The sequence below is a fragment of the Proteus genomosp. 4 str. ATCC 51469 genome, from assembly GCF_003144375.1.
Classification (GTDB): domain Bacteria; phylum Pseudomonadota; class Gammaproteobacteria; order Enterobacterales; family Enterobacteriaceae; genus Proteus.
In genome coordinates this window covers 12581-39203 of the sequence record NZ_PENV01000014.1, presented here as the reverse complement: position 1 = coordinate 39203, position 26623 = coordinate 12581, and the positions used below count along the sequence as shown (strand labels likewise).

The 26623-nt window shown below is 37.9% G+C and carries 29 protein-coding genes and 1 pseudogene; 25 read left to right on the top strand and 5 right to left on the bottom strand.

From position 1 onward, the window contains the following. Window positions 1–35: 35 nt before the first annotated feature. Window positions 36–266 (top strand): phage tail assembly protein T, encoded by a 231-nt coding sequence (locus DK866_RS13565; protein ID WP_223231949.1) that lies wholly within the window; start codon window positions 36–38, stop codon window positions 264–266. Between the two features lie 24 nt (window positions 267–290). Here the strand turns inward: DK866_RS13565 and DK866_RS13560 are convergent, their stop codons facing one another. After that, window positions 291–482: a YqaE/Pmp3 family membrane protein gene (locus DK866_RS13560; protein ID WP_004242485.1), complete on the bottom strand. Its 192-nt coding sequence runs from the start codon at window positions 480–482 to the stop codon at window positions 291–293. A 126-nt stretch (window positions 483–608) separates the two neighbouring features. Here DK866_RS13560 and DK866_RS13555 point away from each other — a divergent pair, with 126 nt between their 5' ends. The 10 genes from DK866_RS13555 to DK866_RS13510 all read left to right on the top strand — a co-directional run bounded on the left by DK866_RS13555 (window position 609) and on the right by DK866_RS13510 (window position 11512). Then, complete coding sequence (locus DK866_RS13555; protein WP_109409323.1) at window positions 609–3884, top strand: phage tail tape measure protein; 3276 nt, start codon at window positions 609–611, stop codon at window positions 3882–3884. Next, window positions 3885–4481 (top strand): hypothetical protein, encoded by a 597-nt coding sequence (locus DK866_RS13550; RefSeq protein ID WP_109409322.1) that lies wholly within the window; start codon window positions 3885–3887, stop codon window positions 4479–4481. It begins immediately after the preceding gene. Next, window positions 4481–5062 (top strand): hypothetical protein, encoded by a 582-nt coding sequence (locus DK866_RS13545; RefSeq protein WP_012367795.1) that lies wholly within the window; start codon window positions 4481–4483, stop codon window positions 5060–5062. The genes DK866_RS13550 and DK866_RS13545 overlap by 1 nt, the downstream gene beginning before the upstream one ends. 382 nt (window positions 5063–5444) lie before the next feature. Further along, window positions 5445–5624 carry a hypothetical protein gene (locus DK866_RS13540; protein WP_072062631.1) on the top strand — a complete coding sequence of 60 codons (180 nt, stop codon included), beginning with the start codon at window positions 5445–5447 and terminating at the stop codon, window positions 5622–5624. 3 nt (window positions 5625–5627) lie between these two features. After that, window positions 5628–6116 carry a type II toxin-antitoxin system death-on-curing family toxin gene (locus DK866_RS13535; RefSeq protein ID WP_072062630.1) on the top strand — a complete coding sequence of 163 codons (489 nt, stop codon included), beginning with the start codon at window positions 5628–5630 and terminating at the stop codon, window positions 6114–6116. Between the two features lie 98 nt (window positions 6117–6214). Beyond that, complete coding sequence (locus tag DK866_RS13530; RefSeq protein ID WP_109409321.1) at window positions 6215–6613, top strand: DUF6950 family protein; 399 nt, start codon at window positions 6215–6217, stop codon at window positions 6611–6613. Further along, window positions 6613–10371, top strand: a complete 3759-nt coding sequence (locus DK866_RS13525) for a phage tail tip protein J-related protein (RefSeq protein WP_109409320.1) — start codon at window positions 6613–6615, stop codon at window positions 10369–10371. Before DK866_RS13530 ends, DK866_RS13525 begins: the two co-directional genes overlap by 1 nt. Before the next feature lie 3 nt (window positions 10372–10374). Continuing rightward, on the top strand, window positions 10375–10626 hold the full coding sequence (locus tag DK866_RS13520; protein ID WP_072071134.1) for a hypothetical protein: 252 nt from the start codon (window positions 10375–10377) through the stop codon (window positions 10624–10626). Beyond that, window positions 10611–10874, top strand: coding sequence for a hypothetical protein (locus DK866_RS13515; RefSeq protein WP_004242500.1), 264 nt, complete (start codon window positions 10611–10613; stop codon window positions 10872–10874). The genes DK866_RS13520 and DK866_RS13515 overlap by 16 nt, the downstream gene beginning before the upstream one ends. Beyond that, the gene (locus DK866_RS13510; protein WP_109409319.1) at window positions 10871–11512 is read left to right on the top strand and encodes a hypothetical protein; all 642 of its coding nucleotides are present in this window, start codon (window positions 10871–10873) and stop codon (window positions 11510–11512) included. The genes DK866_RS13515 and DK866_RS13510 overlap by 4 nt, the downstream gene beginning before the upstream one ends. Window positions 11513–11750: 238 nt before the next feature. On the opposite strand, the gene DK866_RS13505 is transcribed toward DK866_RS13510, so the two are convergent. Together DK866_RS13505 and DK866_RS13500 are read right to left on the bottom strand one after the other, a co-directional pair. Next, window positions 11751–12641 (bottom strand): HNH endonuclease, encoded by an 891-nt coding sequence (locus tag DK866_RS13505; protein ID WP_109409318.1) that lies wholly within the window; start codon window positions 12639–12641, stop codon window positions 11751–11753. Beyond that, the gene (locus DK866_RS13500; RefSeq protein WP_109409317.1) at window positions 12641–14215 is read right to left on the bottom strand and encodes an AAA family ATPase; all 1575 of its coding nucleotides are present in this window, start codon (window positions 14213–14215) and stop codon (window positions 12641–12643) included. Before DK866_RS13500 ends, DK866_RS13505 begins: the two co-directional genes overlap by 1 nt. A gap of 617 nt (window positions 14216–14832) precedes the next feature. Here DK866_RS13500 and DK866_RS13495 point away from each other — a divergent pair. The 3 genes from DK866_RS13495 to DK866_RS13485 all read left to right on the top strand — a co-directional run bounded on the left by DK866_RS13495 (window position 14833) and on the right by DK866_RS13485 (window position 17900). After that, window positions 14833–15054, top strand: coding sequence for an isocitrate/isopropylmalate family dehydrogenase (locus DK866_RS13495; RefSeq protein WP_261260524.1), 222 nt, complete (start codon window positions 14833–14835; stop codon window positions 15052–15054). Between the two features lie 180 nt (window positions 15055–15234). Next, on the top strand, window positions 15235–16971 hold the full coding sequence (locus DK866_RS13490; RefSeq protein WP_109409316.1) for an ATP-dependent nuclease: 1737 nt from the start codon (window positions 15235–15237) through the stop codon (window positions 16969–16971). Window positions 16972–17036: 65 nt separating this feature from the next. Next, window positions 17037–17900: a DNA adenine methylase gene (locus DK866_RS13485; protein ID WP_098943319.1), complete on the top strand. Its 864-nt coding sequence runs from the start codon at window positions 17037–17039 to the stop codon at window positions 17898–17900. On the opposite strand, the pseudogene DK866_RS13480 reads toward DK866_RS13485, so the two are convergent. Further along, window positions 17878–18735 (bottom strand): annotated as a pseudogene (locus tag DK866_RS13480) (tyrosine-type recombinase/integrase); the annotation flags it as partial. The gene DK866_RS13485 and the pseudogene DK866_RS13480 sit on opposite strands and share 23 nt — an antisense overlap. Before the next feature lie 197 nt (window positions 18736–18932). Here DK866_RS13480 and DK866_RS13475 point away from each other — a divergent pair. From DK866_RS13475 to DK866_RS20200, 4 genes are all read left to right on the top strand, one after another. Then, window positions 18933–19745 (top strand): hypothetical protein, encoded by an 813-nt coding sequence (locus tag DK866_RS13475; RefSeq protein WP_109409315.1) that lies wholly within the window; start codon window positions 18933–18935, stop codon window positions 19743–19745. Window positions 19746–20008: 263 nt separating this feature from the next. Beyond that, entirely contained in the window at window positions 20009–20329 is a 321-nt protein-coding gene (locus DK866_RS13470; protein ID WP_279629003.1) for an antiterminator Q family protein, read from the top strand. 339 nt (window positions 20330–20668) lie between these two features. Then, on the top strand, window positions 20669–20881 hold the full coding sequence (gene cspE / locus DK866_RS13465; RefSeq protein WP_006537195.1) for a transcription antiterminator/RNA stability regulator CspE: 213 nt from the start codon (window positions 20669–20671) through the stop codon (window positions 20879–20881). Window positions 20882–20888: 7 nt separating this feature from the next. After that, window positions 20889–21029 carry a hypothetical protein gene (locus DK866_RS20200; protein WP_419894679.1) on the top strand — a complete coding sequence of 47 codons (141 nt, stop codon included), beginning with the start codon at window positions 20889–20891 and terminating at the stop codon, window positions 21027–21029. A gap of 488 nt (window positions 21030–21517) precedes the next feature. Here the strand turns inward: DK866_RS20200 and DK866_RS20195 are convergent, their stop codons facing one another. Then, window positions 21518–22189 (bottom strand): hypothetical protein, encoded by a 672-nt coding sequence (locus DK866_RS20195; RefSeq protein WP_244179706.1) that lies wholly within the window; start codon window positions 22187–22189, stop codon window positions 21518–21520. A 609-nt stretch (window positions 22190–22798) separates the two neighbouring features. On the opposite strand from DK866_RS20195, the gene DK866_RS13455 reads away from it, so the two are divergent. The 7 genes from DK866_RS13455 to DK866_RS13430 all read left to right on the top strand — a co-directional run bounded on the left by DK866_RS13455 (window position 22799) and on the right by DK866_RS13430 (window position 26420). Further along, the gene (locus DK866_RS13455; RefSeq protein WP_109409314.1) at window positions 22799–23221 is read left to right on the top strand and encodes a hypothetical protein; all 423 of its coding nucleotides are present in this window, start codon (window positions 22799–22801) and stop codon (window positions 23219–23221) included. Window positions 23222–23274: 53 nt separating this feature from the next. Then, window positions 23275–23544: a phage protein gene (locus DK866_RS13450; RefSeq protein ID WP_020946092.1), complete on the top strand. Its 270-nt coding sequence runs from the start codon at window positions 23275–23277 to the stop codon at window positions 23542–23544. Continuing rightward, the gene (locus tag DK866_RS13445; RefSeq protein ID WP_109409313.1) at window positions 23544–24014 is read left to right on the top strand and encodes a lysozyme; all 471 of its coding nucleotides are present in this window, start codon (window positions 23544–23546) and stop codon (window positions 24012–24014) included. Before DK866_RS13450 ends, DK866_RS13445 begins: the two co-directional genes overlap by 1 nt. After that, a complete protein-coding gene (locus tag DK866_RS19955; protein WP_167395487.1) occupies window positions 23996–24154 on the top strand; it encodes a hypothetical protein in 159 nt (52 codons plus the stop codon). Before DK866_RS13445 ends, DK866_RS19955 begins: the two co-directional genes overlap by 19 nt. Window positions 24155–24156: 2 nt before the next feature. Further along, entirely contained in the window at window positions 24157–24618 is a 462-nt protein-coding gene (locus DK866_RS13440; RefSeq protein ID WP_109409312.1) for a lysis protein, read from the top strand. A gap of 107 nt (window positions 24619–24725) precedes the next feature. After that, window positions 24726–25592: a hypothetical protein gene (locus DK866_RS13435; RefSeq protein ID WP_109409311.1), complete on the top strand. Its 867-nt coding sequence runs from the start codon at window positions 24726–24728 to the stop codon at window positions 25590–25592. Between the two features lie 288 nt (window positions 25593–25880). Further along, window positions 25881–26420: a BRO family protein gene (locus DK866_RS13430; protein WP_244179705.1), complete on the top strand. Its 540-nt coding sequence runs from the start codon at window positions 25881–25883 to the stop codon at window positions 26418–26420. The last annotated feature ends 203 nt before the right edge of the window (window positions 26421–26623 follow it).

Here is a 26623-nt window from a genome sequence, read left to right as displayed (position 1 = left end):
TGGCATTGGGAAAAACCCTCGCGGAAATCGAGCAAATGCCCGAAAGCCACTTGTGTGAATATGAAGCTTTTTATCGCAAACAACCCTTTGGTTTATGGCGAGAGGATTATCGGATGGCACAAGTGGCGCATCTTCTTGCGATGATAAATCGTGATCCGAAAACGTCTCCGCCTGAATTGATGGATTTTATGCCGATGTGGAAGAAGAAAATCACGGAAGAAGAGCTGTGGGATAACGTTACTGAGAGTGTATTAGCTAATCGATAGCCCCACATCAGTGGGGCTTAATCGTTAACCACCGCGAGACATTTTCTCAATTTTTTTATCCGTATTGTATTGAGAAAGGGCATAAACCGACCAGATAGCCGCAGGGATCCATCCGATTAAGGTGATTTGTAGGATAAGGCAGAAGATGCCAGCAAATGGGCGACCAATCGTGAAAAATTGTAACCAAGGTAGTAATAACGCCAGAATAAGTCTCATAAAACCCCCTCTATTATTCGAAATTTCAGTTTATCAATAATTAAATCAATAGCAAATAACAAGGAATATTGCATTTATTCAGGGTGAAAGTTTGCTTTTGTAGTGTTCATACCAAGGGTTGAATTTATGGCGGGAGCATTAGGTAGATTAAATATTGATTTGACGCTGAATACGGCAAATTTCACAAATGCGATCAACCGTAGTCAGCGCCAAACAGAACAATTTGGACAAAGTATTCGCGTCAGCCTTCAAGCTATCACCGTGCAACAAGAGCGAATGGTATCGCAAACCGCAAAATCCTCGGCGCTTTTTGCCCGTTTTGCGAGTGTCACCGCAAGTGCATTATCCATTCATCAAGTCATTAATTATGCCGATAGTTGGACGGAATTACAGAACCGCTTAAAACTGGTGACAGAAAGTTCTGTCGAGTTAAATAAAGCCACACAAGCCGTCTATGATATTGCCCAAAGAACCTATCAATCATTGGATGCCACAGCACAGGTTTATCAACGTTTTGCAGATAATGCCGATCGCTTAGGCTTAAGCCAGCAAAAAGTGGCTGAACTCACGGAAACCGTCTCAAAAGCCGTGGCGATTTCAGGAGCGAGTGCAACCGCAGCCCAAGCGGCATTAACTCAATTTGGTCAAGCATTAGCCTCAGGTCAGTTACGTGGCGAAGAACTGAATTCGGTGATGGAGCAAACCCCTGCGTTAGCGAAAGCCATTGCCGACGGCATGGGTGTCAGTGTGGGCGAACTAAGGAAGAAAGCCCAAGACGGTGAAATGACGATTGAGAAAGTCATTCAAGCCTTAGAGCGTGCAGCCGATAGTGTGGATAAAAAATTCGCCACCAGTGTGACAACGGTTAGCCAAGGTTTCACCAATCTTCAATCGGCGATGACAAAATTTATTGGTGAAGCGAATCAAGGTACTGGTGCGACTCAGCTTTTAACCACAGGGATGACCACTCTTGCCGATAATCTATCGTTAGTCGCTAAAGTGGTTGAAGGAATTGCTGTCACGGCATTGGTAGCAAAACTCTCTCAATGGACGAAAGCCACTTATCTGAAAAATCAGACAACGTTGAATGAAGCCAAAGCCACATTACAGAGTGCGCAGGCAAACAGTGTGGCAGCAACCAGTGCCGTGAGGAAGGCATGGGCGGATAAAGAAGCCGCCACATCGGCGCTCAATAGAGCCAAAATGGAATATCAAGTTGCTAGAGGCACTAACGCGGAAAAAATCGCACTCGATAACCTTATCGCCACAAAGTCACTCGCAAGAACAGCCTCGCTAAATTATACACAGGCATTAACCGCCGAAAACGTTGCTCAACGTGTATTAACGACCGCTCGGCGTCAATCAACGGTGGCGGGGCGAGCACTTAACAGTGTTATGGGATTAGCGGGTGGCCCTATTGGATTAGTGTTGACGGGTGTTGCGGCATTGGGCATGGGATTGTATGAATACAGCGAAAATGTCAAACAAGCCAAGTTAGAATCGATTGAATTTGCTCATTCCCTTGATACATCAACAGAAGCGTTAAACAAAATGAGCAATGCCACGTTAGTGGCGAATTTAAGCAAAGTTTCATCGGGCATTAACGCGCAATTGGAGAAAATCGAGGAACTTAAACAACAGGTTATTTCCTTACAAGGTCTATCAAAATACAGCGTTGAGAGTGAAAAGGCGTTTACTGAACAAGGTGTGGGGGATTTATACCTTAAACGGGGGGCTGAAAAGCAAAAAGAGCTTGATGCTGCGATGGGGATATATGCAGAGCAAGTTAATAACTTAGAGCGTCAGCGAGCCAATATGCAAAATATGTTGGCGACACTCAAAGACAAAGTGGGCGATCAAGCTCCTGAATATAAACGCTATGCCACAGAGTTACAAAATGTTGATGCCGTTATCAATTCACTTAAGGCGAGCTTAAAGAGTTTAGGTATTGAATATGAATCACTCATTGATATCACGCTTCAGGCGACAAATAGCCAAGTGAATGCCACCACGGTGATTGCTAAACAGATTGATGAATCGATTGAAAAATCGCAACGTTCAGTGGCAAAAGCACAAGCCACAGGAAAGGCATTAGCGAAATTAAATGCAGAAGATGTATTGGCTTCACGCAAAATTACGCCAGATATGCAAGGCTACGATAAGGCCTTACAAGCTGAAATTGAGGCACAACTGGCACTGCAAGCCAAACGGACGTATAAGCCCAGCTACAGATCAACGATTGATTATGCCAAACAGTACACCAAAATCTTGACGGAATTAGAGGAAAAACAAGCCTCACTGATTGCAGATGGACAAAGCATTCAGCTGTATGGCACGACCTCTTCTTTTAATGAATACACATCCGCCTTAGCCGATATCAAACAGAATAAAGACAAGTTTGATGCCATCTTAAAAATCGATCCCAACGCCATTGAGACGATCAAAGAAAAAGCGAAAGCCATTGATGATCTGGCGCGTGCCAATTCGGTCGCGCAATTTGCTTATGATCGCGGTAAAGAAATTGAGCAGATGCAATTTGAAACTTCCTTGATAGGAAAATCGCGCGCAGAGCAAGAAAAGCTTAATGCCCTTCGTCAGATTGATGTGCTGTATCAGCAAGCCAGTGTGGATTTAGGTGAGAAAGAGCTGGCGAACTTACAACGCAATGTCGAACTCACTAAACAGCAGATTGAGGCAGAACTGAGGAAGCGAGAGGCCATGAAAGGTGATCCGATGGCAGGATTAAAACAAGGCTTATCGGATTTCAGTGAGTCGGCCATGGATGTGATGGAGAACGTCAGAAACGTCACTACCAATGCCCTTAATAATATGTCTGATGCGTTAGCCGATTTTGCTTTAACGGGTAAAGGAAGCTTTAAAGATTTTGCCAATGCGGTGATCTCCGATATCACTCGAATGGTGATGAAAATGCTGGTTTTCAAAGCCATTGAAACGGGAGGGCAGGCAATGGGCTTTGATATGGGATGGATGAGCAAAGGGCACGCTTACGGTGGTTATACGGGGCATGGAGGTAAATTCGAACCTAAAGGGATTGTGCATGGTGGTGAGTTTGTTTTTACCAAAGAAGCGACAGCCAAATTGGGTGTCGGCAATCTCTATCGCTTAATGCATGCGGCGCAAGGTTATGCTTCGGGGGGCTTTGTAGGGGCGGTCGCAGGGCGAATACCGGTTACACCGCAACCGACGTTAGCCCGTGCGGGTGGTGTGCAAATGACGGTTGTTAATCATATTACGGTGACAGGAAATGGTGACGCTGTACTTGCGCAGGCAATGAAAGAAGCTGCACAACAAGGGACAGAAGCCGGCGCACAGAAAGCTCACGCGATGATGTTACAAGACTTTCAAAGTAATGGTGCAGCACGCAGAACATTAGGAGTCTAAATGTCTATTCTTGAATGGCCAAAAGAGGTGATCCCCACGCAGGAAAACTGGCAATTATTGAGTAACAGCAAAACCTTTACCTCGCCATTTAATGGAAGTAGTCAAACGGTACGCTTTCCGGGAAGTCGTTGGCGTTGTGAGCTGACATTCAATAATTTAAATGAAGAGAAATCGCGCCAGTTAGAAGCGCTGGTGGCTTCATTGGATGGCATGTCGGGGCGAGTCAAAATATCGAGTTGGATAAGAAAAGGGCGTTATGGGTATGGTTCGCCTCGTGTTGCAATACCGAGCCAATTAGGTAATCGGCTAGAAACAAAGGATTGGAAGCGCAATATGCGTGTGTTACAGCAAGGGGATCGTTTAACTGTGGGCAATGAACTCAAAATGGTGGTGGCAGATGTGGTCAGTGACAATAATGGGCGTGCAAATATTCCTATTTCACCGATGTTAAGAACGTCACCTACCGTCAATGAAATGCTCGAGGTTGAACGTCCTTTTGGAGTTTTTCGGCTCGTTGATAATGAACAGGGTAAATTTCAGCATCGTCGCTTGGGGTATACCCATATCACGTTATCTTTTGAGGAGGTGTTGTACTAATGCAATATCATCCATTTTCTGATGCCATGGTCAACGCGATTAATGAGGGGGCTTATATTGTCTTAGCCGCCAGACTCGATTTGAAATCAGGCGTGACCTGTGCGCATACCGGCGTTGGGCAACTGATTATTGCGGGGGAAACTTATTTGGGCGTGGGCAGTTTAGGCGAAATCAGTCAGCTAAAAGAAAATAAGACAACCAGTCCCCCACAATTACAGCTTAAATTAGCGGGTTTTGATAAATCGCTGGTGGGAATGGTGATGAATGAGCAAAGCCGAGGGCGAGAAGTGCGGTTGATGATGGTCGCCATCGGTGAAGAGGGAAAACCGCTTCTTGCTGAAGTCTTATTTGTCGGACAAATCACATCTATCAATGTGGTGTCTGGCGAAGAAAATGCCGTATGTGTTAATGTTTCTAATCGATTCGAGCGATGGTCAATCGGTTTACCCGATAGATTCACCGATGAGTCGTGGTCATCTCGACGGCAAGGTGATCGTATCTTTCGCTATGTCGCTCAAATGGCTGAACGGGCGATTTATTGGGGCAGCAAGAAAGATGCACCTGCATTTATTTATAAATAATCTTATTGTCTTGTTAAACCCACTTTTGTGGGTTTTTATTGCATAAACAAGAAGAACTGTGCCCTTTGTTGTTTCATGAAAGAGCTAAATTTATCCTTGTTAGAAGATATCAGCGTTGGGAGTATAGATAGGTAATTGATGCCAAAAACTACATTCATATACCTTTATAACCGCAAAAAAACAAGCTTTAGTTGATAAATCTGGGTTGTAATGGCGACAAGATGACTCTATTATGAATAGGCCACTGGTCGAAAAGGTTCACAAAAAATAATCCAGTACCCACTAACAGTGTGGGTGATTTTTTACATGCAGAGTAATTGCAATAACCTCAAAATCGTCTATTTTGTATATATGCCAGAGATCCTGGTAAGAGGGTATTTATATGAGTCACGCACTGAGAAAGGCTAGTCGTTTAGATATACCGCCTCGTGACAAAAGTAAAGTTGCGTCTCCTAGAGCAGTAGTTGGATATAATTGCTCACACAAAGATCAAGTGAAAAATGCTTTCAGTCTTGGCTTTGAGCGTTATGAGACTGCTATGGATAAATTATCTAAGGTGTGATAGATGTCTAGGGAGTTTGGTTATCATCTTGACGGCGTGAATTACTTATCTGTTGATGACATAATTTATATCAATGAAGTTCTTATTAAAGCACAAACGCCAGATGAGCCAATCCAAGTTTTAAATCAAAGCAATCTAGAATCGTCACAAGCCAGACCTAGCGTAATAAGATATTACGAACAAACAGAGGATATGTTTAGACTATCCTCTGTTCTTATTGAAAGCCTTATCCAAAACCATCCATTCGCGAATGCTAATAAAAGAACAGCCATGATGTGTGGTTATGTTTTTTTATTGATAAATGGTTATGAGCTTACTGCACCAAGTGATGATATGGTTGATATTGCATCTGGTTTAGCCACTAAAGATTATAGTTGTGAGGATCTTGAGAATTGGCTGTGTCATTGGTCTAGGACTTATGACACAGTAGAATTATGTAATCCTGATTTCGGTAAACTATGTTGTGGTGTAATCAAATTAAAAAATATCTGATATTACGCAATTGAAACTAACCCACTTCGGTGGGTTTTTTATTGCCTGAATTTCACCATGCCTCTTAATTGAGGTTTTTTGCTATTTAAGGTCAGTACATGAAACAACCCAACTGGACACTTAAATTACCTGAAACCATAAGGGCGGCGATGAGTCGCCCTTTTTCATGGGGTGAATTTGATTGTTGTATCTTTGCCTCAGAATGTATTGACGCACAATGCGGTTTCTCGCCAATAAAGCCTTATCTCAATCACTATAAAACTAAAGCCGAAGCCTTCAATCTGATCAAATCTAAATTTGGTTCTTTAGAGAAAGCCGTTTCACGCTATTTCAAATCCATTGAGATTGAGCGCGTTCAGCGTGGCGACCTCGTACTGTTCAAAGGTGAGGACGGTGACAGTTTAGCCGTGGTCTGGGCGGGGCATTATTGGGGCGTAACGCCACAAGGCGTAAAGCCAGTGCAGATTAACCCAATCAAAGCGTGGAGAGTGGAATAATGGGTGGGAGTGGTGGATTAATTTCAAAAGTCGTGGGTGCTGGCTTAATGATTGCGGGGCTATTTACCGGAGGTGTCACCTCGGCGATGGGCATGGCACTGATGGCAGCAGGCGTTGCGGTTCAAGTCGCGGGTTCGCTTATCTTTAAGCCGAAGTTTCCGTCAATGAATTATCGAGATACGGGTGAACGCAAACAGATATTACGTTCATCGTCTGCGCCTGAAACCGTGATCGTCGGAAAAACAGTGATATCGGGTTTGCTTTTCTTCGCCGAAGAAGAGGCGGGTGAACAAGATGAAAACGAAAAAATCACACTGGCATTAGCGTTGGCAGGACACCCCATAGAGAAAATTGGGAAGATCTGGTTGGGTGATGATCTCATTGAGACGTTTGGTGATAAAGCCTCATGGAAATTACATAACGATAGGGAAAATGTCGATCCCTTTATGCTTAAAAATTGCCCGTCATGGAAAGAGGATATGATTGGTCGAGGTCTGGCGTGGTTACGTGTGACACTCACGTTTGACCAAGAAAAATTCCCTTATGGATTACCCAATGTGAAATGTGAAGTTTGGGGAAAACATCTGTTTGATCCTCGCACAGGGCAAACTGTGTGGAGTAACAATGGTGCCTTAGTGATTTTGGATTATTACCGCCATTATTTAAAAGTGCCTGATACGGATATTGATTTTGACAGCTTTAAACAAGCAGCCGATTTATGTGATGAAAAAGTGAGTCTGCCAGAAGGCGGATTTGAGTCTCGATATACGCTTAATGGCGCCTATGACTTAAATGAGAGTCCATCGAGTGTCTTGGAAGCAATGCACAAATGCATCAACGCGGAACCGACATTCACCGCAGGAAAACACGGTATTCAAATTGGCGCTTATTATGGGCCTGCAATAAAAAACATCACTGAATCACAATTGATTGGCACCGTCACTTGTACCCCTGAAACAGGATTAAAAGACGCGACCAATGCGGTGTATGGCACGTTTATTGATGCCGAACAGTTGTACACAAAAACCGACTTCACACCTGTGATTGTGGACGAATGGGTGAAAGAGGATGGCTTAGAAATTCGAGAGAATATTGACTATCGTTTTGTCACCAGCCCTTATCAAGCCCAACGATTAGCCCGCCAATATCTTCGCAAAAAGAAAGCAGGAAGACGAGTTCAACTCACGATGAACTTAGACGGCTATGCTTATCGTCCGGGTGAAGTTGTGCTTTTAGAGTTACCTTCTTTGGGGATTAGTGGGCTGGAATTTCGTATTGCCGAATGGTCTTTTCATGCTTTAGACGGTGTGGCTTTAACGTTGGAAGAGGATGGTGCCTATCTATATGAAGATGTGATTGGCAAACCGTTTGAGCGTCCCCCGTTTGTGAGTTTACCCGCTGGTGGTGTTGCTTCACCTATTAATCTTACCTTTGTTCCACTTGCAGTCAGTGACATCGTACAAGGTACACTTTTTTGGCAAAATGTTGCTTCTGATGTGCGTTATAACACTGTCACTATTCTTCAAGAAGGCAACGTTATTCAATCTATTCAGGTACCGGCTGAACGTGTTGATATTAACGGATTAGCGCGAGGGACTTATCGTGTTGAAGTTAGAGCAACAAACGTGGCCGGTGCAATGTCGGCACCCGCTATCGGTGACTTTGCCATTCAAGCGCCACCGCCTCCTGAGCATATTGATGTTACCTCTGGCTTATTTAATCTGACCATTGCACCGAAACAAGGTGATAGTGCTGTCTTTGGTTATACCTTTGAGTTTTGGTTTAGTGAGGAAAAACTCGCTGATCTTTCTGAAAATGAAGTGATCACCAAAACAAACAAAGTTGGCCAAGGGAATTTTTGGACGCAAGAGAATTTAAAAGCAGGGCATACGTATTATTTTTATGTTCGAACAATCAACAGCTATGGCAAATCATCGTTTGTGGAAGCTTCGGGTACTTGCTCTTCTCAAACGGATTTAATTCTTGAGGAATTAGTGGGGCAAATTAGCCGAGACCAATTAGCGCAAGACCTATTAGGTGAGATCAACAGCAAGGCTAACCAACTCGATATTACTGAATTACATGAGTTGATGCGGATAAATCACGACAAGATTTTATCTGAGTTGATGAGGCATGGAGCAACGATTGAAGAAAGCGAAAAAAAACTGGAGGAGGCAGGAAAATTATTAGCTGAGCGAATGAACCAAGTTGCAACGGCAACAGAAGCACAGGCCGCCGCAATTAAACAAGAGCAACAAGCACGTATTGAGGCTGATAAAACTGAAGCACAACAACGACAATCCTTAGCCACTCAACTTCGTGGTGATTATACCGGTAATGATTTATCGAAAGTCACCGCAGGACTTATCTCCGCCGAGAAGCAAGCGCGAGTTACAGGTGACCAAGCGGAAGCGAAAGCCAGACAATCATTGGAAACACGGATGAATGGGAATGTTTCAGCGATTAATAAATCATTAGAAACCCTCACCTCGAAACAGCAAGCACAAACGCAAGAGATTTCAACGCTCAATTCAAATCTTAAGGGGAAAGCTGATAGTAGTGCGGTAAATGCGTTAAATACGCGAGTATCTAATCTCGATGGCAAAGTGACGTCTGCAACCTCTCAGGTACAAACGTTATCCAGCAAATTAGATAAAGTGAAAGCCGATTTAACGGAGTCTGTGGTGGTGGATTTAGATTTATCGAAACTCAATGAAAACACCTATTATCCAGTGATTTTGCCTTTAGTAACCTCTCGACGTTATGCCTTTAAGGTTTTTAGAACCTTAGGGCAATATTCAGACAATAAACCCAGCTATGCGACTCACAGCACCAAAGGCTTTGCCATGATTGTGGAATGGCAAGTGAGTGGTTCTGGATGGGGAACTCAGTCTGAAAACCGCATTATTGATAATTTTGATTGGAAATGGATAAATCAATCTCCTGTGATGGGACCCGCTCAATTAACGAATGGCTCTGTGGAATATATCTATTTGCGAGGAGGGGCAAAATATCAGCTTACTAAGCATAAAAGTGTTAACCATCAAATTATCACCAGCACTTACACCAATAACAAACAATCGGTGGCACCAAAAGGGTTTGTGGCGAATGAAGTACCTAAGTCCAGCGAACAGAAAGCCAATGCAACGGCGAATGCGGTAAACCAACTTGAAACCAAAGTGACCGAGGTTTCAGGAAAGGTGACCTCGACCGCCCAACAAGTGACTCGTTTAGAAAGCCAAGTGGGTACAAGTTCAGCCAAAATAGAACAAACTTCGAAAGTGGTCACAGACATAAATGGCAAAATTTCGGCATCATGGACAATGAAAGTCCAACAAGATAGCAAAGGGAATAAAGTCATTACTGGCATTGGCTTAGGCTTTAATGCACAAGGAAATAGCCAGTTTCTGGTCAATGCCCAAAACTTTGCGGTGATATCGTCATTAAACGGCAAAGTGGTGACACCGTTTGTGATCCAAAATGGACAAGCTTTTTTCAATGATGCGTTATTTAGCAAGGCAACCATTGATAAATTATCGGTAGGTAAAAAGATAACCTCCACTAATTATTTAGCAGGTAAGAAAGGATTTAATATTGATGCCACAACAGGGAATGTGGAATTAAATGATGCGGTATTTCGTGGACGGTTAGATATTAACTCAGGAGGAACAAAAGGGCGGTTAGTGATCACGAATAATACTATTTATGTTTACGATGAAAACAATCAGTTAGCGGCAAAAATAGGTTATTTAGGGTAGCGTATGAAGTTTATTATTTTAATTACAGCATTATTATTGTCAGGGTGTACCTCTGGATATAAAAAAGTCGATTGCCAAGGTGTTTACCAAATAAAAACTTTTCACTATCAACAACCTGTATTGGTGAAGTTTGATAAAAAGAGAGAAACTATTAAAGGGCCTCTTTATCATGCTGTACCTCAATTAGGATTTAAATTCTTAGGAGGATGGGTATCTCCTGATGCCGTAGAGGATTTCTCATGTCGTGGGGAATAGAGATATATGAAAAAGGAAAGCCAATAAAAATCACAGGGCGTTCATTTATTTTTGACCAAATAGCGGTCACTCAAAATGGCAGTAAAACTTATAATAATATTCCTAAAGGGCGGTCATTGGCCGCCTATATTGTCGCTAGAAATCGAGGATCTTATTTCACTGTTAGAGTCGAGAATAATAAAATTTCGTGGAATTCTCTACGTGGTAGTCAATCGATTAATGGAATTATTATGGTACTAATTAAATGAGTAAATATGGTGCATTATTTTTTAATCAAGGTATTACTGAAGAATTAACACCTTATGAATCAGCCGTATTTTTAAAAAAGATAAAAACTAAACCAGGCATAATTAAAATTATCGAAGGTAATAATAACGCAGTGCCACTTATTTTTATTCGAGTTCTTAATTCCTCTAATCCATCATTAAGTGGATTATCTGAAGTAATTTATGAGAACAATGCGTGGTGTGTGAATTTAATCGATACTATTCAAGGTAATTCAGCAGAATATGAACTCTATGTATTTGTGAAGTCTTCTTATCATATTTCACTTCATCCTCAAAAATGGGGAATTCAAATCTATCATAAAGGTGTTATTACACATGCCTCAAGCCAAAGACCACTTAATTTATTAGAGGGAAATAACTTTGTGCTCACAGGAAATAATTGGAATGGTGTGGATGTCGGTTTCCCCTGTGCGGTATTAATCACAACAATTGGGCATATTGGAATGATGGATTCGATGGGAGGAAAAACGATTAGAGTAACTCTTTGTGGGCGAGGTAACCGTATTATCCCTCATTCCATGATAGTGGCCGGACAAATGTCAACAACCTCACTAGGTAAGCAGTATTTTTATATTGATGTGAGGGAGTATGGTGGGTGATAGAAGAGTTTAGATGGTTAGTATGAAAGATCGCTAAAAAGGATGTATTCGTTGGTGGTCGGTTTTGTGCCAGAAGTTGATATTGCAAATGTTATTTCTGAAGGTCACTGTTGCCAATGACCTGCCTACGAATTTGGTCTGTAAGTTACTGCCAGATTTTGTAAAAACTGCCTTCTCCATATTAACGGCTTGCGTTCATTTCCCCATAAGTGGTTTATTTTCCATATCTCATCAACCTTTAGATTTCCCTGAAAAACTCTACGGAGTTTGCTAAACACTGATACATAATTCTTTTCCAGTAATTTGGAAAATCATTCGAATCTATAATAGGTTGTAGGTATGCTTCAATAAAATCCGATTGTATCTGCTGAGGTGTGGTGGTTGGATGCGATCTCCTTATAACTTTTGCAAAACTGTTTCTCTGAGTAATCACTTCACTTAAGTGTTTTCCTGCTTCTAAACGATATCTGTTAGCAATATTTAAAAGTGTGAAATGATAGCGCGCTCTATATTTATCTTCTTGCCGCCAGCTTTCAGGGCATTCAACATAAAAACTGATAGCACCTGGCGCCTCAGAATCGAAATTTGCAAATACCCATTGCTCACGAAAAAAAATATCTTTGTCAATGTAGGGATGAATCACTTGATGTTCTTCATCTTCTGCAAAAATTTGACCTTTCTCTCCCATATTACAGTCGCGGCACGACGGAACTAGATTAATAGGCATTACTGAAAATTCAGGATAATGCGCAATAGGAAGATAATGATCAATATTTTTTGTTTGCCCTATATCACCACAAAATGGGCATTTTTCGCCTGATGAAACCAGCATATCATCATAATAAACTCTAGCTGGTTTGTCTGGGTTTCTCAGGTTATTTCCATAAAGATTTTCTAACTTTGTTTTGGTTAGATTACCAGCGACTACTGTTGTATTTGTAAGAGGGAATGTTCTAGCATAGGTAAATAATTGACCTACTGAACTTAAACTCTGATATTGTCGCTCTTTGTGTAACAAAAAGGGGAATTGTGCAATGAAATTATTTCGAACATTTATTTGCAGCATACCTTCTGAACACTTATTAAGCATTTCGGTATAAGTTCTCGCTGGAAGAGGTAATTTTTTCATTATATATTACCGCCATCCCTATTCATTATCATTGCTTTTAAAACAGTTCGTCCTTCTAATCCTATCTGTCCGTTATAATTTTTTAAAATGGTTTTATAAGATAGTCCTGAAGCAACGGATTGTGATAATAAATGGTGGTATCCAGAATTTGTTACTTCAAGTAAAAATACTTCACGAGTTAAAACACCCAAGTTCTCACCGAATGTTTCTATATCCGGACGGATTATATTTATAGCTTCTCTTGACCGCAAAACTTTCCACACACAGGACTTTGGAACTTCTTGCAGTACTACTGGAGAATGAGTTGCAATTATTGCTACACCATTACGTGCATCAAGTAAGTCGCTTAGTGTTCGTAAAAAAGCGGAGAGCAAAGGCGGATGCAAATGAATCTCTGGTTCATCGAATAAAACTAATGACTTTTCACCAACAGTATCGATCAATCTTGTGATAGTAAATAAAACAATTGCATGCCCAGAACTCATTCGTAACAGGTATTTCTGGATATTACTGTAAAGCAATTCAGTAAATTCGTCAGTATCTACTTGAATCAGCGGTTTATTGTGTTTTAACTCTTCATATTTTAAAATTAGACTAATGAGTTGCATATTAGAAAAGTTTTCATCACTACTTAATTTGTTAATAGCCTCAATCCAGAGCTGCCTCTTTCTATCTGCTCTCATGCAACCAATGAATGCTGAAACAAATTCTAGGCGAAGATCGTCTAGTGATTTTAAATTATTATTGACAGAATCCTTAAGCCCGATATAAAAGTATTGTGTATCTTTTGCTGGATCTGGTTGCTCTTTAGGGGGAGTAAAAGGGTCAAATGCGCTAAATGAAACTGAAATAAGAGATCGAAAATATCCTTTTGGTATTCGTGATTTGATAACTTTTTCATTTTCGGAGAAAAAATATTCATTGCTTTCTGAGTTAGTGATTGCACTAATCATCCCGTTCAAAATTGTTGTTTTACCACATCCATTTCGTCCGATAAAAGCATGAATGTTAGTACTGGGCATAGAATCAACTACCACCTCAAAAGGTATAGTTAAATCACTGAATCCGATAGCATTTTTTCTGTTAAATGAAAAATGGAAATCTGACAATTCCGGTAAGCCATTTAATACCCGTGAGAACTGCCCATGAATTTCTGAAAGGGCGATTCCTCTAAGTAATGAGGTGTTAAGAACGCTTTCATTTTCAATGTCGGTTAATCGATTTGGTCGTATAACTAAATCCTGTATAGCCTTAAGAAGGTTATTTTTAAAATCATTACTTAATTTACTGAGGTTAATATAATAATCAATGTTTTCACCTAAGGAAAAAAATTTTTCAGGCAATTGATTGAAATTTTTATCTATAAATGAATAAGTACTTACTTCTTCTTTTTGTCCCAAAAAACCAATTTTCACATTTCCGATATCAAATTTTTTACCATGCTCGTCAAAGACTGTAAGATAAAACATTGTAACAAATGAATAGTCATTCCAATTATCGGCACGTAGGAAGGCTTTATTTATTTCTATCGCAGGTATATATCCGTCTCTTTCAATAACCTTAAACTCTAACATATGGCAATCCTTAAACTTCATTAAAATAACTAAAATGCTTTGTTGCGGACGAAAATAATATTTCGTCTAAGTTACCTATTTTTACAATCATTTACCATCTGAAAAATTTTGTTATTGAACTAAACTGGTTGTCATATTAAAGTTTTTTTATATATAAACATTCTAATTTCTTTGGTAGTAATCCACTGTTTTATTCATGTTGTCATAGTGCATTGCTATACCAACGATATAGCTTGTTAATACATGACACTGCCGAACTATTTTTTCTTCAGGTTTTTGAAGAAGTATTCCATAGGGTTATTGCTGCAGCAATTGAACAACCATGACTTTCATAGCCATTTTTCATAGTAATGGACTCCTAATTTAAGCATAACATTGCATTGATTAATTAAACTCAAAGCTTAAAACTGATAATTAAGATATTATATAATAAATTGTTCTTTTTTTGTTTTTAAATATTCACTACATTAGTGTAGTGAATATTTAATATGAATAATAGATTGATTGATAGTAAGTTTGATAAGCTTTCGAATACTTCAAATTGCTTCCCCAAAACCACTCCAACCCAAACTAAAAATCAACCAGTTACATACAAACCAAGATCACATAAAAAATAAATTATCCCCTCAATAATTATAATTTATTTAATAAGTTACATAATTATTTTGGGTATAATGTTACGCCACATGGGGTGGACAGAAGCAGCTGACTTAATCATTAAAGGTATGGAAGGTGCGATTGCCGCTAAGACCGTAACTTATGATTTCGAACGTCAGTTAGAAGGCGCTAAACTGCTGAAATGTAGCGAGTTTGGTGACGCAATTATCAAACACATGTAATTGTTGATTTGATAAATAGTTAACGGGAGCTTATTAGTTCCCGTTTTTTATTGTCAATTTTGAAATGGTTATCAAAAAGTTATCAAAATAAGTTATCAAAACTAGATCTTTAATTTTTTTTTAGTATGATTTATTAATCATGCTTATGCATCAATTATAAATGAATCTGGTAAATTATAAATGGCTAATCTAATTACAAAAATAAGAAATGTAAATATTGAAAAGTTTCGAGGCTTAAATAATATTTCGATTGAATTAGGTGAACGAATAACTGTAATTTGTGGCAAAAATGGCACATCTAAATCAACGATTTTAGGCATAGTGGCTCAAATTTTTAATTTTGAAACTGATTATACTAAATTAGATCCAGATACATCTAAACCAATAGATTTAACTGGTTATAAGAGTTTGGCAGGAAAAGCATTTACTTCTAAATTTAAAGAGCATTTTCGACTATCCAAACAATTCGATGTAAGTGGCAGTATGGATACTTCATTTCATATTTATGATGGTGCCGAAAACTTAGAACTAAATAATCTTAAATTAGGTTTATATCTTAGAACATCACCAGATTCTAATGGAGAGGGAATTAGGGCCACGGTTAGAAATAATACAAAGACAAATAATGCTAGCGATAGCAGAAAAGTCACACATCCTGTTATTTTTTTGAGTTTAAAAAGGCTTACACCAATCACTGAACGAATAAAATATGAAGTTACTGATATCCAAAAGTTTATGGAGGATAATAAACGTGGTTTCATTCATGATAGCTTGCATATTTTAGGGCGTAGAAGTGGAACAAACCAACTAACTCAAACAAAAGGAACAATAGATTCTATGGTTGTTAGTGGTAATAATTATGACCATGAATCAGTTTCTGTTGGAGAGGATAATATTGGACAAATTTTGCAAGCAGTTTATTCATTTAAAAAGCTAAAAGAAGAGTATCCTGATTATCATGGCGGTCTCATACTAATTGATGAAATTGATGCAGGATTATTTCCCGCAGCACAACGAAGACTTATTGAAAAGTTAGCTAAATATGCTAGAGAATTAAATCTACAAATTATAATGACATCTCACTCTCCTAATATAATTGATACTATTTATGAGTATGGAATAAGAGATAAAAGAAATTATAAAGTATGTTACTTATCTAACACCGATGGTGGTGTTACAGTAAAGCATGATTATTCATGGGATGATATATTATTAGAATTAAAAAATGAACCTAAAAATATAGAAGATAATATATCTCAAGAAAAAATAAATGTTTTTTTCGAGGATAAACAAAATTATGATTTTTATAATAGTTTGATTACAAAAAATAATCTAAGAAAATATCTTAACCCACTAAAAGATATAAATTTAGGATGTGAAAACTATAAAATACTTCTCAAGAAAAAATTTCCTGGATTATATGATAGTTCAATTATAGTTTTTGATGGAGATGTAAAAGCTATTAATAAATATCATAATGCTATTACATTGCCAACAAAATTACCACCAGATCAGCTATTATTTGAATATTTATATAATTTACCGAGAGAACATGAATTTTGGAAAAATAAATATAAATATACAAAAGATGTATTTTTGGAAAAATCAGATGCAGTTATTCGACTGCTAAATGCTGAAGAAGAAAAAATTGATTTAACAAAACTTCAAAACGAAATTAAAGCTATAGACGGTAAGAAACCTAGAGAAATTTTTAAAGAGTTTTCAAAAGAGACAATCCTTCAAAAACTCATAGATAAAGGTGGTGTAAATTATAACCCTTACAGGTGTTGGGTTAGAGATAATCCCCGACTGGCTGAAAAATTTATTAGTGAATTTATTGATTGTATGGTTTTTATCCTAAGTAGTAAGTACCATCTCAATAGCGATGAAGTAAAAAACACTATTTTAGGGAATTAGAATCCAATTTATGCTAGTGTGTGTGGTATTATATACAGTATATTTTATTTTTAGGTTGGCGGCATATGAGGTTTTATACTCCTTTGAGGTACCCTGGTGGTAAAGGGAAATTATCACCATTTATAAAATTGTTATTTGAACAAAATAACTTAATAGGGGAGCAGTATGCTGAATTATATGCTGGTGGGGCAGGAGTTGCGATTAATTTACTGATGAATGATGTTGTATCTCATATTCATCTTAATGATTTGAACTATTCAGTCTATGCTTTTTGGGATTCTATAATTAAAACTCCTGATGAGTTTAGCCGTTTAGTGAATGATACAAGTATAACAATGGATGAGTGGTATCGTCAGAAATATATAATGTCAAATCCTGAGCAATTTACGACATTAGAAGTTGGTTTTTCAACTTTTTTTCTTAATAGAACTAATAGATCTGGAATTCTATTAGGAGGGGTTATTGGAGGAAAAGAGCAGTTAGGTAGTTGGAAATTAGATGCGAGATTTAATAAGAAGAATTTGCTATCCAGAATCGATAAAATTGCAAGAAAAGCTAGTAATATAAATGTTTATAATATGGATACAAAATTTTTCATAAAAAATATTTATGAAAAACTGCCAGAAAAAACATTCGCTTATTTAGACCCTCCTTATTATGTTAAAGGAAAAGGTCTCTATCAAAACCACTATACACATGATGATCATGTTGAAATAGCTGAGCTAATTAAAAAATTAGATAATAAGTATTGGATGGTTTCTTATGATAATACTCCTGAAATAAATTTAATGTATTCTAGTTTGAGAAAATTGGAATATGGAATTAATTATAGTGCCCAAGAACGTTATAAGGGACCTGAAATCATATTTTTCTCTAAAAAAATGAAAGTCCCAGATGTTATTAATCCTATGAAATTAGAGAATGTATAGTAATATACAACCAATCCTTTCCTCTATCATCATGATATCTATCGGTTTGCTGTTGGTTTTTATGACCCAGCAAATCTTTAGTGTTTATACCTTGTGCTCTATATAACCTTTCAGCTAAAGATCGTTGTTCATGAAATGTTGCAGGTGTTCCTTCTCCCCAATCAATATCTGTTTTATTTCTCGCCTTTTTAAAGTTAGTCGTTAGCGTATTTGCAGTAACTTGATCACCACGTTTAGATTGTGAAGTGGTATGAAAATAATGAATAAGATAAGGGCTAATAACGCGATCACGACAACGGGCAACAACATCACGCAATGACATATTTAATTGTTCAGAACGTAGTGATAATGGAATAGCTAATTTCGTGCCGGTTTTTTCTTGAGTAATATGCAAATGGTCATCCCAAATATCACTAAACTTCATTGCCGAAATATCACCTAATCGTTGGCCTGTAATAAGTGCAAGTAACATCGCGTTCCCGACATAACGATGTTGTTTATCAGCAATCTCAAATATCTTTTTCCATTCATCAAAATTAAGGCGTTGGCGAGTTACTTTTCGTTTGGGTTGTTTAGTAGCGAGGGCAGGGTTATAACCGGGAGGAACTTCACCTGCATGTTGCGCTTCTTTAAATACATCAATTAAAACAGAGCGAATGACTTGGGCCATTCTGTGCTGGCCATTAGATTTATATTCATCCAGAATTTCAGCAATATCTCTGGCATCAACAGCGGGTAATGGTTTCATGGATAAGGCTTGCCTCATTAAATCTACCGGCTTCCTTTTTTGTTTATAAGTATTCGGTTTTATATCACCTTCCTTTAAACGCTCTTTATGTGGTTATCTTTTTATATTTACTTTAAGTTTTGTAAATATCAAGAATGTAATGCTGAGTTGATGAAAAATACAATTAAATCATGTTGTTGAGTTGGTTTGTGTTTTAAGAATTAAGCTATACTTAATAATAAAAACAACTGTATACTTATACAGTAATTGAGGCGGAGCTTAATTATAAATTTAGGAGATATAATATGTTATTAACACCTCAAAAAATATTAGATGGCAAGTATACTTTATTGGCCAGTGATAAAAAGAAAGCTATTTTTACTGAAAATGAACAGAAAATCCTGTGTAGAGGTAGTGATTCTCTTGTTATTAGTATTGGTAATGAGGTAGAGATAAATAATGTTTTTGAGTTAGAAGGTGTATCTTTAGAAAAAAATACAAGTAATGATAATTTTTCAACACGCAACTCAACTTTTATTGCCACTGGTGATGAAGTGCGTGTTGATTATGGCGCTGACGCTTACATTTTCACGTCAGGTGATAACGCTATTATTACAGCAGATTACTCAATAGAAGATGTAAAAGGTAGAGAGTGTATTATTGCTACTGGCAACCATTCTTCTATTGATGCCCCACAATATTCTAATAAATCAGTAGTATTATCTACCGGTGAGTATAGTTCAGTAACTGGATGGGGTAACTCTACGTCAATTATTACTGGTGACCATAGTGAATATATGGGTGAGGCTGAGGAAGATAAAACACTATTAAGTATCAGTGATTATGCCGATATTGCATCAAATGATGGAACTTTTATTAGTTTGGGTATGAATGCAAAAATTGAATTATATGGAGGTTCAATTAATTATGTAAGGCCGACAGCTACAATAAAGGCTACGTTACCTTCAAGCAATGATATTATCATCGCTGAATGGCGTGATGATGAGGGTAATCGTAAAATCAAAGTGCATCAAGGAGATGTAGACTTTTTCCAAGGTAAAATTTACAAAGTCGGTGAAAAAGGCGAATTAATCGATATTACTCCAACTAAGCAATAATCCAGTTTAAATACCATATAGCCTCGCAATAGCGGGGCTTTTTTTAATGCGTCTCATTGTCGTTGTCTCCTATGTTAGCCATGGCTCGTATTACCTCGCAGGAGCGCATAGTGAGAATCAAAAACAATGAATCCATTCAGTTCTAGTGCTAGTAGCAACGTCAGCTATGAGAGAAGAAATGGCGTGACTATGGAGAGACATAATTAATTCTACAAACGTCATTCATTGAGTGGCGTTGATAGAGTTTATATAGATACTCATCAATTGCCGCAGGTTTTAAAGGATTAATTCCAAGTTCAAGACGAAGCCGAGAGCAATGTTCAGATGATGATGGTTTAAAAATAAATAAAGCGGTATTACATTTAAAGGTAAATAATAGTTACTTGTTTCAGTTAGTTATTATGTACTATGTGAAGAATTATCCTTTGCGTTCAATGGCTTCAAAACTCGGAATTTCTCATAATGAAGTGGCTAAGCGATTACAGACAGCGGAAGGATTTATTGAGGGATGTCTATCGGTTGATAACGTAAAATTAGATATGGATAAAATAATTAGAAAAAACCATATTTATAGTCTTGCGTAATTACAAAACACAATATATTGTGTTAATAATGGTTTTGATGTTACACCTCTTATCAATTAAAAACCTCGTGAGTATAGCGGGTTATGTTTTTTAGAGGCACACTTAAGCTGATTTATCGCTAAAAAATAAAGTTTGCTATCTGCATTTTTCTATGGCTTAATGGCGTCACTGGTTTGGAAGTACAGACCTATTTATGTTAGTAAGTTTAAAGTTGTTCCCGTTTAGCGTTATCCTCGATACCTCTTCATTGTGAATTCCTTCTAATTAATTCCCATAAGTAAAAATACAAAACAAACCGCCTATGCCTTATGGCAAATTAAATAAATTAAAGGAAATTCTATGTCTAATACAATGACTGGTACAGTAAAATGGTTTGATGAAGGTAAAGGTTTTGGTTTTATTACTCCAGCTGATGGCAGCAAAGATGTCTTTGTACATTTCTCTGCAATCCAAAGTGATAACTTCAAAACATTAGCTGAAGGGCAACAAGTTTCATTCACCATGGAAAATGGTATGAAAGGCCCAGCAGCAGGCAACGTGGTGGCTCTCTAAAGGCGCTATTACCATTCGCCTCTATTTTAAATGCCCTTGTTGTCGCGGTTCACAATATAGAACATCACAATTTGATGTCACTGTGAACAATCCACACGGCGCAAAATGTATCTTTTGCAAAAGTGTGATGACAGCTCAAATGAGTTAAGCATTAAATAGTTGAATATACAAAACCTCGCTTCGGCGGGGTTTTTTGCTATCTACAATCCCATATTGGTCAAAGATAAAAAATTTAGATTTTAGGGCTTGAAAAATACTTGCTCGTTCATATTTATATTTTGGGTAAATAAGATACCGCCCATAATTCACTAAATACTGAAGGGATAGCTTGACAACTTTTCAGGCATAAAACGCCCGATAAACTGGGGGCAGTTTAACTTCATTGGGCGTAATGATAAGTGTGATCATTTTTTACTAGTGAATTCATCTTTTTTAACAGATCAAAAACCTGTAATTTAATGGTAAAGAAATAATCATATTGAGCTAATTTGACTATTGATTTCATTACATTCTCCAATTTTAGATTGGAAAGTGTCAACCTTATTTAGGAAGGATCAAAAGATACAAAAAAGATTTCCGAAGGAGTATTTTATATTTTTACTCAGGTTCTTTTATCTCTTCCTCAGATTCTTTTATCTATTCCTCAAAATTTTTTATTTTTATCCACTCAGCTTTGCAGATTAATTGAATATTATCTTTAATTCTTTTGAAAATTTCCATTATTTGATTAACATCATGAACATTACCAGGACTAAAATCATTGGCAATTTTACTTAATTTAGTTAATTCAGTTATCACCGTATTAGAGCTAACTTCTTTGGGATTTAGTAACATTTCTATTTTTACTTTAAGAAATGTTAACTCGCTCTTAACATTGGTTTCCTCTTCTAGAAGTTTCAAATAATATGTATTATTTTCTTGTTTATTCTTTTGAAACTCATTCGTTATAAGTATTTGCAAGTTATTAAGTTTATTAGCGACAGATAGGTAACTAGCAGCGCTGTCTCTTAGTGTGTTAATCCATTGTTGTCTGCTTGATGATAAAAGTTGGGCTCTGAGTTGGTTTTTCGCACTATCAGCTTGTGCTATGCGCTCAGCTTTCATGGCTATCGTACTATTTGACATAGCACGATATGAAATTATACCTGGAATAGCAGCACCAAATATCGCGCCCAAAATACTTGCAAAAACCACATCCCAACCAAAACCAGAATCTACGACTATAGTTGGTAATTTAGCTAAGGATAAGATGCCTGTATCTAAAAAATTTGAATCATTTAATTTATATGGAATGCCAAGCCAAGTCATAAACTCCTCCTTCGTTAGAAGCTATCATATCAGCAGATTAGTATGTTTGGCTAGATTCTGTGATTGTTAGCCAGCTAGCCTTGACCTTCCAAAGGTTAGTAGTAAATTAAAAATTAGGATTTTTCTAAAATCGGCCCACCAAGATTTCAGGTAAATCATTAAATACATTTATCATCTGACTTGTTTTCTATTAATTAATACAAAATGATATTAACAGCTCTTATTTTTTGCACTGAATTGGTTCTCAAATTAAATTCAGCTTTGAATCATCATTGTGTTAGACCGAATCTAAACAGATGGAGCTAAATTATCAGTACAAAAAGAATACCCAACACAAAATAAAAAAATGCCGATACGCTAGGAGTCATATCGGCATATAAAATAAACGCAAGAAGCACTGTAAGTCATGTCGTACTAATTCGTATCAAACCTGTCAATTCGATACGTATGTAATGATAATTATTCTCATTAACATATTCAACCCTAAATTAAATAAGGTTACTTTGTAGCCTTTCCGTCTACGCCGACCACAGAATCAACACCTACTTATACCGTTCACACAAGAGCTGTGAGTCGGCACCTTATTAACTAAATAAATCGGTAAATGTTATGTCAAAAGAGATAAGCGAATTACAGTTTAGCCTTCACTATGCTTCAGAAACAGACAGTGAAAAGAATACCTCCGTCATTTTAACGGCCAATATCCATACGGCTGATGGCGAAACTCAACAACTCACACAACTAATTTGCACGACATCTCCAGCAGGTAAAAAGCAATATCGAATAGGTACACAAAGGATTAATGATGCAGGCGACCCATTGCTGGTGGCAATTGAATCTTATTGGCGCAAAAACACGCAAGAGAGCTGTGTTTATTTGTTAGAGAAAGCGAAGCAATTTATTCAAGGACACTTACAACAAACGAATACATGGATATCCATGTATGGTCTTGTGATTGTTTCTAGTGCGTCACTTGAAGAGCAGTTGCCTGAAGGTTTATTAAAGGCACTTAAAGTATCAATACCCGCCTAATTTTTTTAATTCTCTCACACTAATCATCAACGGACACTCCTCAGGGGGTGACTATGCGTATGGATAAATTAACCAATGTAACTTATGGAACCGCAGGCTTAACGGCATTTTTTGCCAGTCTCTCATTATATGAATGGGGATTTGTTATCGGGATGGCGTTCAGCATGGTTCTGGGTTTAGCCACTTACTTTATGACTCGTCGAGAGCAACGAAAACGCACTCAATTATTTGAAGAGCTTGTTCGTCATGTTGACCCACAAAACCCGACCGAAACGTTAAAAAGGCTTGCTGAATTAATGGTAAAAGCGCCAAAGGATATTTAATGTCTCTCAAACAGAAAATAGCGGCGCTAACAACTGCGGGAGCAACAGCCATCGCATTAGTAGTAATAGCCCATTTTGAAGGTGTACGTTATGAACCTTATCGTGATGTGGCTGGTGTTCTAACGGTTTGTTATGGGCATACAGGCAAAGACATTATTCAAGGTAAGAGATACACACAACAAGAATGTGATGCGTTATTACAAAATGATTTTATTAAGACACAACAGCAAGTCGATGCATTAATCAAAGTACCACTCGATGACTACACCAAAGCCGCTTTATATTCCTTTGCTTTTAATGTGGGTGCCACCGCATTTTCTCGCTCAACATTACTCAAGAAGCTAAATGCGGGTGATAGAGCGGGTGCTTGTGAAGAAATGAAACGTTGGGTATATGCAGGCGGAAAGGTTTGGCGAGGGCTTGTCAGTCGTCGAGAAGCGGAGTCAGCACTATGTCATGGAAACCTTTAATCGTCATTATCGGCTTTATTCTTGCATTACTCATTACAGTCGCTGGTGGCATTTATCTCTTGATTGATAACACATGTACTAAAGACCACATTAGTTTAGAAAAACGCTGTCAGATTGCTCTCTCACATCATCGGTACTAATCATGAAATACGGGAAACTCTATGCCGTCATTACGATGGTAGGCATTATTGTGGGAGGCTATTGGGTGATTAATTGGCAAGCTAACAGAATTAATCTATTAGTAGAAACAAACAAAGAACTAACGATTGCTCTTGAAGAACAGAAATCTATTAATACTGACTATCAAGCACGCATAGCGCGATTAAATCAGTTGGATATTCAATATACACAGGAGCTAGCGAATGCTAAGAATGAAATTAGTCGCTTGCGTGATATTAGTGAGCGTCATCCTGAGCGGGTGTATATCAAAGCCGAGTGCCCAAAAAGCAAAACCACTTCCGCCACCAGCTTGGCTTATGCAACCACCGCCCGACCTACTGACACCGCTATCCGAAATTATTGGTTACTCAGAGAGCGAATTGCAGAGTCAGAGCAGATGATTAAAGGGTTGCAGGATTATATTAGAGCGGAGTGTATCAACTAAAAATAACTCTCTTTATTGAGAGGATTCTTAGATTTATAAGTGGTAATTACTGTATATTTATACAGTCAATTGAGACGGAACTTAATTATAAATCTAGGAGATATAATATGACTGATACACAAAATTCTTATAAAGATGAATACACTATTTTATCTGGTAATAATAAAGAGGCTATATTTACAAAGGGTAATCAAAAAATTCTTTGTGAAGGTACGCAGGCAACGATTATTAGCACAGGTAATGAAGTGGAGCTAGTTGATAACTATTTTTTTCAAGACCATAAAGGCAAGCATACTGATGCATCACTAGATATACTACATGGTGATAGCTCTGTATTTATATCAACAGGAAACGAAGTAAGTGTTAATCCTGGTAAAAATTCAACGGTTTTTACTTCAGGTGATCGAGATCAAATTAAATTTGAGACCTGTGAGGATTTTTTTGATGATGATAGTGCCGATTGGGATAACGGATACAATTTTGGTAAAACCTGTGTTGTAGTCACTGGCAATGAAGTTCAGGTGGAGGGGCCAGATAATGTAGAACAATCGGTAATTTTATCAACGGGTAATGAGTGTGAGTTAACATCTAGAAAAAATAGTACTTGTATTATTGCTGGTGATGAATCGCAATACTACCATGAAAGTCTTCAGCGTAAAACGGTTGTTAATTTAGGTGAAAAATCAATTATTGATGCAGCGTTCTCTTTATGCGTGAATCTGAGTGATAACGTCGTTTTACAGGCAGGTGAAGAATCAATTATTTTAACCAAATCAGGCGCCATTATTGATGTGCATCATGGTGCTATTAGCAGTGATGCAGAATCTGTAATTATCACAACGTGGCTAGAAGGTGATGATGAATATGCTCACCAAAAAATTGCTATGTACAATTATGGGACTGACTTTTTTAATAAAAGAAAATATAAAGTCGGTGAAAAAGGCGAATTAATCGATATCACTCCAACTAAGTAATAATCCAGTCTAAATACCATATAGCCTCGCAATAGCGGGGCTTTTTTATGGGTGCAACTCCGCCAAATAAGGGGTGATTCCATCTTGACTGCTAGGAACAGACTAGAAGTGGCTTAGCAGTGTATCGCTAAGCGGCGAACTCTACGCATTTCATCGCACATTCACCGCGCAATAAAAACACTCACAGAACCTTACAGAAAGTCGAACCTGAGAAAAACCGTTAATGGTGTTTTTTGTGGGGCGGTTATTTCTGGTGAACAGGTTCGCTTTTCTATAAGGATTTACACCATGAGCAAATCATTAGTTTTCAAAGGTAACGAGATTACTCCATTTGATAATGGAGACGGGAGGATCTGGTTTACGAGTAAACACATGGCAGAACTTTTGGAGTATGCCGATGAAAAATCAGTAAACAGGCTCTACAATCGAAATAAAGATGAGTTTAGTCAAGATATGACCCTAGTGGTCACCGTGACCTCTCGCAATAAAAACAATGTGATACAACATAATAGAACTCGTATTTTCTCATCAAGAGGTGCTCATTTGCTTGGTATGTTAGCTGATACCAAAATTGCGAAGGCATTACGAAAATGGTTATTAGATTTAGCAGACAAAGAATCCAAGATGCCTGTGATTGTTTCAGGGTACACGATCCGACAGCTTCAAGATATTATCTCTCAAGCAAGAAAGGTATCCGATGATGACTCATCAGATGCAGGATTTAGACTAAGAAAGCGTAGAGATGATCTTCCAATGCTTGAAAAAGCTGAGGCATGTATAAAAGGACTTGGTCAAATTGGCTTTGAATTAGTCGGTGGTGGGAAGTGAGTAGGACATGAGAAGTAGTAAATATTACACTGTTCAAAACTGAGCCAACTGATTTAATTAACATTTAACGATGAATAGGCCCTAGTGGCCTTTTTTATTATATACTACTGAAATAATCAGGTGCGCGAGATGGCTGGAGGAAACTCCCGACGGGACAAAGCGTGACACGCCTATACTGAACAGTGGTGGCCGTGACCAATACT